Source organism: Pedobacter sp. A2324, from assembly GCF_059693705.1.
This window is the reverse complement of the sequence record NZ_JCASSK010000006.1, coordinates 184,245-196,923: the sequence shown is the minus strand read 5'-3', so window position 1 is coordinate 196,923 and position 12,679 is coordinate 184,245. Positions and strand designations below refer to the sequence as shown.

The window sequence follows — 12,679 nt, the reverse complement described above, 5'->3', positions numbered from 1 at the left end:
TATATCACAAATTTTATGAAGTATAAAAAACTAGAGCAAACCTGGCGTTGGTATGGTCCGAATGATCCGGTTAGTTTACAGGATGTTAAACAGGCCGGTGCAACCGGGATCGTATCTGCACTACACCATATTCCCCATGGCGAAATCTGGCCACTGGAAGATATCCAGAAACGGAAAGCTATTATTGAAGCCGCAGGCCTCACCTGGTCGGTAGTGGAAAGTGTTCCGGTTCATGAAGCCATTAAAACACGCAGGGCCGATGCGGAGCACTACCTGGAAAACTACAGGACTTCGTTAAGAAACTTGTCTGCATGCGGGATTAAAACCGTTTGCTACAATTTTATGCCTGTGCTGGACTGGACACGTACGCAACTCGATCTGGAGATGACTGATGGCTCTAAAGCTTTATATTTCAATTGGATCGACCTGGCGATTTTTGACCTTTACATTTTAAAACGCGACCAGGCAGCTTCAGATTATTCGCCTTCTATTTTGCAACGGGCACAAGATAAATATGCTACACTGGATGAAAATGCACTAAATAATTTGCGGGTAAACGTACTGATGGGCATTCCGAATGAAAAAGAGATTGAACTGGAAACTTTAAGGGCCAGCATTAATGAATACGCTGCAATAGGTACCGCCGGATTGAAAGAAAACTTAAATTTTTTCCTTTCTTCCATAGCCGATGTATGTACCGAAGAAGGGATCAGGATGACTATCCACCCTGATGATCCACCTTATCCTATTTTAGGCTTACCCCGAATTGCGAGTACCCTTCAGGATTTCAAAGACATTATATCTGGTGTAGACCAGCCTTTTAACGGTGTATGTTTCTGCACAGGTTCACTAGGTGCAGGCATGAAAAACGATGCCCTTGAAATTTTTCAGGCGGTAAAGGAGCGGGTGTATTTTCTTCACCTGCGTAACGTGACCAAGGATGAAGATGGCAGTTTTTATGAAGCCGATCACCTTGGTGGCGACGTTAACATGTATGAAATTATGAAAGCCGTTTCGGAAGAGAATGCGCTACGTGCACAGCCTATTCCATTCCGACCAGATCACGGGCATCAAATGTTGGATGACCTGGCCAAACAAACCAATCCGGGTTATTCGGCAATTGGCCGTTTAAGAGGCCTGGCGGAGCTAAGAGGGTTGGAAATAGGGGTAACCGGAAATTACTAAAATCATTGTTTTTGAGTTGCAGAAGTATGATTTCATCATTTAGATAATAATAGTTAAAAATTAATTCATTAGTATTGAATTACTTATTCCCCTCTAGCGCAAAATGGGCGATATTTTTGAAATATATTTTCTCTTATTAAATAGAACTTCTATATTTGCAGCTCATTAAAAAAATGAGCCTCGGTAGCTCAGTTGGATAGAGCAACGGTTTTCTAAACCGTGGGTCAGGGGTTCGAATCCCTTCCGGGGTACAAAAAATCCTCTTTAATTAATTTTAAAGAGGATTTTTTTTTGAGATTATGTTTTCTGTAGGGTTGTAAGCAGGTTTACTGTTTATCAATACGATATAACCTTCCTCCATCAGTGACGGCATAAAGTGCATTATCTATACCTTGCGTAATGTCGCGGAAACGCTGTCCTTCACTGGCCAAGAGCCTTTCTTCACCCACTACCTTATTATTAGTGATCACCAGCCGGGCAATATGCGTTGCGCTCAGCGAACACATAAACAGATTGTTTTGCCATTCAGGTATACGGTTGCCACTATAAAAAGTCATACCACTTGGGGAAATTACCGGATCCCAGTAATAAACGGGTTGTTCCAGTCCATTCTGCTGCTGGATAGCTGATCCTATTGCCGCGCCGCTATATTCGATACCGTACGTAATAGTTGGCCAGCCGTAGTTTTTGCCGCCCTGTAGTCTGTTGAGTTCATCGCCACCACGTGGCCCATGTTCGCTTTGCCAGATATCTCCGGTAACAGGATGCAGCGCTAATCCCTGAGGATTCCGGTGTCCCATACTATAGAGTTCTGGTAGTGCACCTGAAGTGGTGAAAGTTGGGTTCCCAGCGGCAGCCTGACCGTTGGTATTGATTCGTATCACCTTGCCCAGGCCTGCAGTTACTGATTGTGCCAGTGGTCTTGTGGCCAGGTCTGATCGTTCACCCGCACTCACGATGAGGTTGCCGGTTTTGTCGAAAAGAATTCTGCCACCATAATGCAATGTGCCGTTATACGCCGGTCCTGCACGGTAAATTATTGTAGCATTCTCAATGGTCAGTTCATTTTGTGCCAACCGACCCTTCGCTACTGAAGTTTGTGTACCACCCGCCACATTTTCTGAAAATACCCAATAAACCATTCGATTGCTTGAAAACTGCGGATCGATACAGAGGCCGAGCAGTCCGCCCTGTCCGTTTGCATTTACAGCGGGAAGACCGGTTATCGGTGCACTCAACGTTCCGGTTGTGGTGGCGATGCGCATGGTGCCAGCTTTTTGAGTAATTAAAAATCTCCCGTCAGGTAGAGTTGTAATACCCCAGGGAGCAATAAGCGATGTTGATATTGCGATACCTTGTATCGCTGTGTTGGTACGTACCGCTGTCATTCTCGTTTGCCCTGCAAAAGCGGGAGCGTAGCTGGTATTGGGTGCATTGGTTTCAACGCCAGGACCAATAACGGGGTCAATTTGAGGGTCTGTTTCACCAATGCTTCCTTTGGAGCATGCGGCTGCCAGCAGAACGAAACTGGCGATGGTAATCAGGTTAAGCTTGTTTTTCATGGTAGTGATTTTTAGGTTTCTGATTAATCTAAGTTCAATTAAAGTTGCTACTTGTAATGAATATTCTTGTTATCATCGATATAAAAACCGTAATCTTTTTCGTGATAGAAAATATGGTAGGGGTTATCTTTTGTTGCACCAAGGGTTTGTAAAACAGGAAAGAATTCACTAAAAATTGGTGTCATTCCTTCAACGGTTTGCTGAAAAGCTGACTCTTTAAGATCAATCGTGGCTTTCAGCGCTTCAGTTGCTTGTTTACCCGCTGCACTTTTATCCTGATCTGCCTCTGCTAACGCTGGCTTCAGTTCCAGGTCTATCTCTGCACGTTCTGCAAGTGCTTTTTCTTTATTTTTTAAGTACTGAATTGCTAGTATTTCATTTTCCATATTTAATTAACCGGCAGCCATCAAAATAGTTTCCAATAAAAGAATTCTTCTTTCAATGGCACTGATCGCCGTGTTTGGTGGTTTTACAAAATAATCCATCATGGAAAAACAATAAGCAGATAATAATGAAACTTGCTACCAAGACTAACTTCGATCTGCTGTAACCTCTGCAATGTAATGCGCCAGAAAAGGAGCTGTTTTACTTTCTGTACAACGGCTAAGTCCTTCGGTTGTTCCTGCATATACAATTTTACCTCCTTCATCTCCGGCGCCAGGCCCGATATCAATTACCCAATCACTCTGGGCAATTACCTGCATATCATGCTCTACAATAATTACTGTATTTCCGGCATCCGCTAATTTATTGAGTTGTATCATCAATCTTTCAACATCAGCAGGGTGGAGGCCGGTTGTTGGCTCATCAAGTACGTATAGCGAAGACCCTTTCTGCATTTTTTGCAATTCGGTAGCGAGCTTGATTCGCTGTGCCTCTCCACCGGAAAGTTCAGTGGCAGATTGTCCCAGGCGCAGGTATCCCAATCCAACTTCCCGAAGAATATCGAGTGAACGGTAAATCTGTGGATCTTCATCAAAAAGGTTTCGCGCCTGGTCTACAGTTAGTTCCAGAATCTGGGCGATGGTTTTGTCTTTAAAAGTCACGTCGAGCGTAGCGTTGTTATAACGTGTTCCGTCACATACCGGACAAGGTGTATAAACACTTGGCAAAAATAGCAATTCAACCATTACGAAGCCTTCTCCCTGACATCTGGGACAACGGCCTTTAGCTACATTGAAAGAAAAACGACCTGCATCGTATTTTCGCTTTCTGGCCAGCGGTGTTTCAGCGAAGCGTTTTCGCACATGGTCAAAAAGACCTGTATATGTGGCCAGGTTTGAACGGGGGGTACGCCCTATAGGCTTTTGGTCTACAACAACCAAACGGGAAATGCTATTCAATCCCGATATGATTTTGCCTTGAACAGGAGCACTAACTTCTGCGTGATAACCATCGGCCGGGTTGACAGACAGTATTTCAACATCTTGTCCCAGTCCTTTGGCAACGAGTTCTACCAGAATATGGCTCACCAGACTGCTTTTGCCCGACCCTGAAATACCGGTTACGCAAGTCAATAAGCCGAGTGGAAACTCAACGCTGATATTTTTGAGGTTATGCCTGGTGGCTCCGCCAATGCTCAGCTTTCCTGTTGTCTGGCGGTTAGCTGAACGATTCTTTCCAGCTGCACAGAAGAGATATTTGGAGGTGAGTGAGTCTGCGATATTCTTTAGGCCGCCCGGCAAACCATTATATAAAATCTGGCCTCCGTGTGCACCTGCAGAAGGCCCCACATCAACAATCCAGTCTGCATGGCGGATGACTTCAATTTCATGTTCTACGACGAAAATGCTGTTCCCTGCTGCCTTTAGTTTGTCCAGGATGTTAAGCAGCGCCCGGGTATCTGCCGGATGTAATCCTGCGGAAGGTTCGTCAAGTACATAAACGACACCAAAAAGATTTGAATGAACCTGTGTGGCCAGGCGGAGCCGTTGAAGTTCTCCAGGTGAAAGGGTAGGAGTGGTCCTTTCTAATGTGAGATAGCCAAGTCCCAGCTCCAGCATCACGCTGATGCGCGAAAGGATGTCGGCGCAAATTCTTTGCTTAACCACTTGTTTTTCGCTTTTTCCATAATTGCGGGCATGTTTTCTAACAATAGCAGATAGTGACGAAAGGGAGAGACGTGACATTTCTGCGATATCTTTTTTATCAAACTTAACCGATAGCGCGGCGCGCTGCAGGCGTTTGCCTTCGCATACCGGACAGGGTGTGCTGATCATGAATTCACTGACCCTTTTTTTCATCAGTTCAGACTGACTTGACGAAAAGGTTTTGAGCACGTACGGTTTTGCACCTATAAAAGTACCCATATAATCTGGTGTCCTTTTCTCCCTGATTGCCTTTGCTGTCTCCTCCGGCGTATAACCCGGATATACCGGTACCGTTGGCGTTTCTTCTGTAAAGAGGATCCAGTCGCGGTCTTTTTGTGGCAAGTCTTTCCACGGAATATCCACATTGTAGCCCATTGAAACCAATATGTCGCGTTGGTTCTGTCCCTGCCAGGCTTTTGGCCAAGAGGCAATTGCATGTGCCCTGATACTAAGGGAAGCATCAGGTACCATTGTTTTCTCTGTCACTTCAAATACGCTTCCAAGTCCATGGCATTCGGGACATGCGCCCTCTGGTGTGTTGGGCGAAAAACCCTCTGCATAAATGATTTCCTGATCTTCAGGATAATCTCCTGCCCTGGAGTATAACATGCGGAGCAGGTTTGAAAGGGTGGTAACACTGCCAACAGAAGACCTGGTGCTGGCGCCTCCGCGCTGTTGCTGGAGGGCCACTGCGGGCGGGAGTCCATCTATCGAATCCACCTCGGGTACATTCATTTGATTGAAGAGGCGGCGTGCATAAGGAGAGACTGATTCCAGATACCGTCGTTGTGCTTCTGCATACAAGGTCCCAAAGGCCAGTGATGACTTACCTGATCCGGATACACCGGTAAATACTACCAGTTTGTCGCGTGGTATATCAAGCGAAACATCTTTCAGGTTGTGCTCCCGTGCGCCGCGGATCCTGATCATATTGTTATTATTTTTATCTGCCATCATGTATTCAATATTACAAAGATCCAAACCGTTATATTGTTTTAAAAACAGCAGAGATAATTTCTTCTTTGAAAATATAATTATGGTCAAACATTATATGAGCTTTGTTTGTATAGTAGCTACTATCAAGAATCATTAACACTTTATTTATTCTATGAAGCTACCTATACAAAGGCAAATTTTCTTTCTGGCCTTGTTTTCTCTAGCCGCAGGTGCGCAGGCTCAAATCAAAACAGATACAGTCCGGCGCCGAATGGACAGTACTTCCCGACCAGTAAATCCACCAGATACGGTCCCGAAGACGCAATCCATACCAAAAACTCCAGTAAAAACGCCTCCCAATCCTCTCTCTGTAAGATCAGCCGCTCCGGCCAGTACAGGTAACAACCTAACCAACACTTCCTCATCCAAATCATCAGATACGACGGCTATCGTAGTGAAAGGTACTGTACGCGATGAAAAAAATCTTCCTGTTCCAGGCGCTGTTGTACAGGTTGTAGGAAAACCTGTTAAAACAACTACTGATGAAAATGGAAAGTTTACCATCAATCTGCCAGCTAAAAACAGCAGCATTCAGGTATTGTTTATCGGATATATCACTAAAACAGTTACACCCGGAAGCCAGCGTGAGCTTTCAATAACCCTTGTTCCATCCAGCCAGAAGTTAGACGATGTAGTGATTACGGGTTATTCTACCCAGCAAAAGAAAGACCTTACGGGAGCAGTATCGCAAATCAGATCGTCGGATATCGACAATATGCCGGTTGGAGGTGTTGATCAGGTACTTCAGGGAAAAGCGGCCGGAGTTTCGGTGACACAAGGCACTGGCGCACCTGGTGAAGGTATTGCTGTGCGTATCAGAGGTATCGGAACAATCAACAATAACAATCCGCTGTACGTGATCGATGGCGTGCCAAGCACATCAGGCATTAACCAGATTTCACCAACGGATATCGAAAGTATCAGTATCCTAAAGGATGCTTCTTCGGCCTCAATCTACGGTGCCCGGGCATCTAATGGCGTAGTAGTGGTCACTACTAAAAAGGGAAAATCAGGAAAATCACATTTCAACCTTTCGCAATATACAGGTGTACAGGTACATGGCGATTTGATTAAAATGGCCAATACCGAACAGTACGTTGCAGCATTTAACACCGCTGCTATGGCAGACGGCAGAACGCAGATACCGGCTACTTTGATTGCCGGTCTTCCGGACGTAAACTGGCAAAAGGAGGTTCTTAAACCCGCATTGATCAACAATACTAACCTCTCTGTAGATGGCGGAAATGAAACAGGTAACTATCTGGTGGCCGCTAACTATTACAAGCAGGATGGTTTGATCAATAACAGTGCTTATGATCGGTTTAACCTGAGGACTGCCGTAAACAGTACGCTATCGAAAATATTTTCTACAGGCCTAAACCTTAACCTTTCTTATGCACGCACCCGGCAGGTAGGAGCCTCAGGCGATGGTTTCGGAAGCGGAAACCAGGGCGCCAGCGTCATGCGTTATGCGCTTTTCCGCACGCCGGCTACTCCGGTGTTTAAACCGAACGGAGATTATGTGGATCTTCCTGACAACCCGGCTTTTTTTGGTGATGGATTAAATCCTGTAGGATATGCAGATAACTTTGACAGAAACAATAATGCTTATAGCATGCTTGGTAACGTTTTTCTGGAAGCCAAAATTCTTGAAGGTTTGAAGTTCCGTACTACACTTGGCGGTACCCTGGTTATTACCGACTTTAAACAGTTTTTTAAAATATGGGGAGATCGCGCACAAAACTCACCTGGTAGTTTAGCCCGCTCAAATGCTAATCAACTGGATTATAACTGGACCAATACCCTAACCTACAACTTTAAACTGGGCGACAACCATACATTTAACTTGCTGGCCGGATCGGAAAGTATCAAAAGCCGCACCAACGGACTCTCTGCTTCAAGGTCAATTTTTCCAAATCAATCTGCAGACTTCCAATACCTGGATAATGGAATCGGGATACAGCAAAATGGTGAGAACGAATCCCGATGGGCATTATTCTCTCTGTTTGGACGAGCAGATTATCAATATGCTGAAAAGTATCTCGCTAGCTTCACTGTTCGCCGCGATGGGTCTTCACGCTTAAATCCAGCAAACCGGTATGGTAACTTCTACGCCGGATCAATTGGCTGGAGGTTAGATCAGGAATCTTTTTTAAAGAATTTTAAACCACTATCGATGCTGAAACTGCGGGCAAGCATCGGACAGACAGGAAATCAGGAAATCAGTAATTATGCCTATACCTCACTAAATTCTTTTGTAGGCTTCTATCCGTTTGGTGGCACACCTGTAATCGGAAATTCTCTCACATCGAGAGGAAACAGCAACATTACCTGGGAAACCAGCACACAAAGCAATTTTGGTCTGGATGTGGCATTTTTCGACAATGCGCTTCAGCTGAATGCCGACTATTTCATCCGGGATAATTCTGATATTCTTTTTGCCAATCCATTGCCACCAAGCGCTGGCGGAGGTGGCAGCCCATATGTGAATGCCGGAAAAGTCCGTAATCAGGGGATAGAACTACAGGTTTCATACCGTGGAAAAATTGCAGCGAACTGGAGTTTTGATGTATCAGGAAATGTCGCTACTTTAAATAACAAGGTACTTTCGTTAGCTGGTTCGCCAATTGTAGGGGGACGGATTGATAATGAATATTATGCCACATTGACAACTGTTGGACAGCCCATAGGCGCTTTTTACCTGCTTCCTATGGAGGGCATTTTTCAGAATGATCTGGATATTTTCACCCATGCCTACCAGGGCGCCGGAATTCAACCCGGAGACGTAAAATATAAAGATTCGAATGGCGACGGGCTTATAGATGAGAAAGACAGAGAATTTGCAGGCAGTCCGATTCCGAAATTAACCTATGGTTTTACGGGCAATCTGAAATTCAAACAATTTGATCTGAGTGTATTTTTTCAAGGCGCTTACGGCAATAAACTGTATAATCAGGTGGCTACCGATATTGAAGGCTTTTACCGCGCCTTTAATATCACTGAGCGCATTGCCACCGGAAGCTGGAACGGAGCGGGTAGTACCAATGAGTTTCCGCGCCTTACCTGGAGCTCGGCTTCTTCTACAAACAATAAAAGACCTTCAACCAGATTTCTGGAAGATGGCTCTTATTTGAGACTAAAAAATTTACAGATAGGTTATACCTTAAGCCCCAAAATATTATCGGCCTTAAAAATCGCATCAATGCGAGTTTATGCAAGCGGTCAAAACCTATTGACATTTACAAAATACACGGGTCTGGATCCTGAAATTTATACCAGCAGTAATGGCCAGGGAGATGGTGTACGCGCTGTAGGCATTGACTGGGGAACTTACCCTTCGGCAAGAATTTATACGCTTGGTCTTAATCTTAATTTCTAATCTGATGAAAAAACTATATATATTATCCCTTATCGCATTAACGTGTTCAACCCTCGGATGCAAGAAATTTCTGGATCAGCCGGCACTGGGCTATTACTCGGACTCGGACCTTTTTAGCAATGATGCAACTGCAAGAACTGCAGTTAATGCCGCCTATATTCCGCTAACATTTACCGACGCCGCTTCTAATCCGGTGTGGGTTTTGGGCGACGTGGCAACTGATGATGCCATCATTGGCGGAAATGCAGGAGAACAGGCCGACTATACTGCCATTGATCTTTATAATATTCTGCCGGGAAATGCCGCTGTACAATCTCTTTGGGCACGATATTACGATGGCATTAACCGTTGTAATGTCGTTACCGGTGGGCTCACTGCCGATAATACTAACGTATCGGAAGTGGTTAAAACACAAATTCTGGCGCAGGCAAAGTTTCTGCGTGGCTACTACTACTTCATGCTGACGAATTTTTACGGCAATATTCCCTTGCGATTGAAAGTAGCAACGCTTGAAGACGCAGCACTTGCCGCTACATCGCAGGCGCAGGTGTACACCCAGATTGAAAAAGACCTTACCGAGGCAGCTGCCGGGCTGCCTTCAAAATGGGAATCGGCTACTGATCAGGGAAGGGCAACTAAAGGAGCCGCACTGGCATTGCTGGCCAAGGTTTCCCTTTTTCAGAATAAATATCCTCAGGCTATTCAATTCAGCGAACAGGTAGAAGCACTGGGCTATACGCTTACAGACAATTTTGCAGATAACTTTAATTCTGGTGCAAAAACGAATAATGAAGCGATTTTCTCGGTATGGCATAGTCGTGGCGCACAACCATCACAAGGCAACTCATTAAATTACTGGTTTGCACCGAGGGCACTTAACGGTGCAGGAACCTTTTTCCCAACGCAAAGTCTGGTCGATAATTTTGAACCCAATGATCCCAGGCTCGATTTAACACTGGCCAGGGCGGGCAAACCTTATTACGATAATCCTTTTGATGCATCGTGGTCTACCACAGGTTACCTTTCAAAAAAACATATCCAGCCGATAAGTGAAGTACCGGTGACCACGAAAAATGATGGTAACCTGAATTACGAGGCTATCCGATTTGCAGATATATTACTCATCAAAGCCGAAGCCTTGAATGAGTCGGGCCAGTCTACGGCAGCATTAGTACCATTGAACCGTATCCGCGAACGGGCACGTAAAAACTTTTCTGGAACAGTACCCGCTGGTTTACTCGCTCCGGTAACAGTAGTAAACCAATCACAGTTAAGGGATATCATCCGCAGGGAACGACGTTCGGAGCTGGCGCTGGAATTTCACAGATTCTTTGATGTGATGCGTTATGGACAGGCCTTTGCTGAATCTGCACTCAAACCTGGTGCACCAAATTTCAACTATAGCACCAACAGGTTCTTTCCTATCCCCCAAACAGAACTAAATGCTAACGGAAAACTTTAATCACAATGAAAATGAACGCTAATATTCACAGATATACCAGGTATTGTTTGACCTTATGTTCGCTGCTCTTTCTCATTTCATCTTGTAAAGACGATGTGGAAGTACCTGATTATGCTTCTAATAAATCAGGGCTCACTCAACTGGCTGACTCGCTGTCACGGGTGTACAATAGTAGTGTTGAAGGACACGATATCGGTCAATACCCAAAGCAGGCCCGTGCCGAGCTGAAATCTGCACTCGATCTGGCTGTTAATGTAAACGCAGGAGCCTTTACTCAACAGGAAGTAAATAACGCATTAGCAAATTTAAGAAGAGTGGCCACCGCTTTCAGCGCAAGGAGAATTGAAGAAGTGGCAGCATCGAACCTTATTGCCAAATGGCTTTTTAGTGGTAATGCTCAGGATGCTACTGCAAATGGTCATCATGGAACGCTGATGACAGGAATTATAGGAAACGCGGCGAATCATAGTGACGGGGGGCGACTTCCTGTTGCTACCGCCGATCGTTTTGGACGTGAGGCGAATGCCTATGCGTTTGATAATGGCGCATATATTGAAATACCCTATACCGCTTCGTTAAACCCCGATCAGCTCACCATAAGTTTATGGGTCAATGTAAAAGAAGCCAATGCAGATAATTACATGGTTTCATTAAATAAATGGAACGGATTTAAATTTCAGCTGCAATCGGATAATTTTCTGTTTATGACATTGAAAACCACCTCGGCAACTTACGACCGGGATAGTAACCCCGGGAAGATGACCGTTGGCGCCTGGCACCATGCAGTGGTTACAGCAGGAAATGGCGCAATTACTTTCTATGTAGATGGTGTTCAAACCAGAACAGAAAGTGCTTCAGGTACAGCATTTCGACTAACGAGCCCGGTAAATATGGCAATTGGCCAGATCCTTCCGAAAAGCATACTCAACTTCACAGATACATCCAGTCCGTTCTATTATTCCAGTGCTGCTTATTTCCGGGGTTCAATGGACGACATCAGGTATTACAACAAAGCGCTCAGTGCGGATGAGGTACTTCGGATCTATAACAACGAAAAACCGGACTAATTTAAATCTGGTTCCGTCATCTAAAAGCTGTCTCCAATTCAGAGGCAGCTTTTTTTGTGTTATTTTTCCTGCCACTGCTAATACCTGCGTCACTGTTAAATCGGGCTTTGGTCGGACTTTGGTCGGGCTTGTGACAATTGTACCCGACTGAACTCCGATCAAACAGCGAGATAAGTTCGAATAAAATGTTAACTAATTGAAAACCATTGCTTATATTAGTATGATCATCCCATGATATTATTATTAATTTTTAAATTTATGTATTATGGCAGTATTGAATGACGGCATTAATGGAGGTTTCCGCGGAAAGGTTGGAACCGTAGTTGGCTACCCGCAAAACGGGAAATGGGTGATCAGGGCATTACCAAAGCCCAGCACAAAAAACAAAAAGGGTTCTGTTAAGCAGAACAAATGTAGAAAGAAGTTCAGGGATTTGCAGGAATTTATGTCTCCTGTACAGGAGTTTATCCGAACTGGTTTTAATCTTGAGGCGCGGAGTAGAAATCTATCTGCGCATAACGCAGCAAAGTCATACAATATGCAGCATGCATTCAATGCCGATGACCAGCTTGACTACAGCAGGATTGCCGTCACTTACGGGAAGCTCGAAATGCCGGAGGAAATTTCTGTAAAGGCTAATGAGCAGGGTATTGAGGTTCAGTGGGTAAATCTGCTTGCAGATTCACTGATCCGAAACCGCGATCAGGTGATGATCCTGGCATATTGTTTAGAGAGACGTAGAGCTGCTGTATTGTACAGCGGCGCGAAGCGCAAAGCGGGTTCAGAACAACTGGAAATTGCGACTGCATTAAAAGGAAAAAAATTCCACATATGGGTTGCGTTTATCGCCGATAACCGTGAATCTGTTTCGACCAGCAAATATATGGGAGAAATTTTATATTAGTCATTTCCATACCGCAGAGGCACCCGAAAGATTT

At 44.7% G+C, this 12,679-nt stretch carries 8 protein-coding genes and 1 tRNA gene; 6 read left to right on the top strand and 3 right to left on the bottom strand.

All coding sequences use genetic code 11. The annotated features are described in order from the left end of the window. The first annotated feature begins 15 nt into the window (after window positions 1-15). Both uxuA and AC570I_RS18045 read left to right on the top strand, forming a co-directional pair. Window positions 16-1,185 carry a mannonate dehydratase gene (uxuA, locus tag AC570I_RS18050; RefSeq protein ID WP_497406573.1) on the top strand — a complete coding sequence of 390 codons (1,170 nt, stop codon included), beginning with the start codon at window positions 16-18 and terminating at the stop codon, window positions 1,183-1,185. A gap of 177 nt (window positions 1,186-1,362) precedes the next feature. Continuing rightward, a tRNA-Arg gene (locus AC570I_RS18045) sits at window positions 1,363-1,436 on the top strand. 75 nt (window positions 1,437-1,511) lie between these two features. Here the strand turns inward: AC570I_RS18045 and AC570I_RS18040 are convergent. From AC570I_RS18040 to uvrA, 3 genes are all read right to left on the bottom strand, one after another. Continuing rightward, window positions 1,512-2,747, bottom strand: coding sequence for a PQQ-dependent sugar dehydrogenase (locus AC570I_RS18040; RefSeq protein WP_497406572.1), 1,236 nt, complete (start codon window positions 2,745-2,747; stop codon window positions 1,512-1,514). Window positions 2,748-2,794: 47 nt separating this feature from the next. Then, the gene (locus AC570I_RS18035) at window positions 2,795-3,133 is read right to left on the bottom strand and encodes a hypothetical protein (protein WP_497406571.1); all 339 of its coding nucleotides are present in this window, start codon (window positions 3,131-3,133) and stop codon (window positions 2,795-2,797) included. A gap of 144 nt (window positions 3,134-3,277) precedes the next feature. Further along, a complete protein-coding gene (uvrA, locus tag AC570I_RS18030) occupies window positions 3,278-5,794 on the bottom strand; it encodes an excinuclease ABC subunit UvrA (protein ID WP_497406570.1) in 2,517 nt (838 codons plus the stop codon). Window positions 5,795-5,945: 151 nt separating this feature from the next. On the opposite strand from uvrA, the gene AC570I_RS18025 reads away from it, so the two are divergent. The 4 genes from AC570I_RS18025 (at window position 5,946) to AC570I_RS18010 (ending at window position 12,645) form a co-directional block, all read left to right on the top strand. Further along, on the top strand, window positions 5,946-9,212 hold the full coding sequence (locus AC570I_RS18025; RefSeq protein ID WP_497406569.1) for a SusC/RagA family TonB-linked outer membrane protein: 3,267 nt from the start codon (window positions 5,946-5,948) through the stop codon (window positions 9,210-9,212). A 4-nt stretch (window positions 9,213-9,216) separates the two neighbouring features. Continuing rightward, window positions 9,217-10,674, top strand: a complete 1,458-nt coding sequence (locus AC570I_RS18020) for a RagB/SusD family nutrient uptake outer membrane protein (protein ID WP_497406568.1) — start codon at window positions 9,217-9,219, stop codon at window positions 10,672-10,674. A gap of 11 nt (window positions 10,675-10,685) precedes the next feature. Beyond that, window positions 10,686-11,741 carry a LamG domain-containing protein gene (locus tag AC570I_RS18015; protein ID WP_497406567.1) on the top strand — a complete coding sequence of 352 codons (1,056 nt, stop codon included), beginning with the start codon at window positions 10,686-10,688 and terminating at the stop codon, window positions 11,739-11,741. A gap of 265 nt (window positions 11,742-12,006) precedes the next feature. After that, window positions 12,007-12,645: a DUF6266 family protein gene (locus AC570I_RS18010; RefSeq protein WP_497406566.1), complete on the top strand. Its 639-nt coding sequence runs from the start codon at window positions 12,007-12,009 to the stop codon at window positions 12,643-12,645. Window positions 12,646-12,679: the final 34 nt, after the last annotated feature.

Excerpts from the sequence above, each read along its gene's own strand:
- uxuA (WP_497406573.1), top strand. The coding sequence starts at position 16 with ATGAAGTATAAAAAACTAGAGCAAACCTGGCGTTGGTATGGTCCGAAT.
- AC570I_RS18040 (WP_497406572.1), bottom strand. The coding sequence starts at position 2,747 with ATGAAAAACAAGCTTAACCTGATTACCATCGCCAGTTTCGTTCTGCTG.
- AC570I_RS18035 (WP_497406571.1), bottom strand. The coding sequence starts at position 3,133 with ATGGAAAATGAAATACTAGCAATTCAGTACTTAAAAAATAAAGAAAAA.
- uvrA (WP_497406570.1), bottom strand. The coding sequence starts at position 5,794 with ATGATGGCAGATAAAAATAATAACAATATGATCAGGATCCGCGGCGCA.
- AC570I_RS18025 (WP_497406569.1), top strand. The coding sequence starts at position 5,946 with ATGAAGCTACCTATACAAAGGCAAATTTTCTTTCTGGCCTTGTTTTCT.
- AC570I_RS18020 (WP_497406568.1), top strand. The coding sequence starts at position 9,217 with ATGAAAAAACTATATATATTATCCCTTATCGCATTAACGTGTTCAACC.
- AC570I_RS18015 (WP_497406567.1), top strand. The coding sequence starts at position 10,686 with ATGAACGCTAATATTCACAGATATACCAGGTATTGTTTGACCTTATGT.
- AC570I_RS18010 (WP_497406566.1), top strand. The coding sequence starts at position 12,007 with ATGGCAGTATTGAATGACGGCATTAATGGAGGTTTCCGCGGAAAGGTT.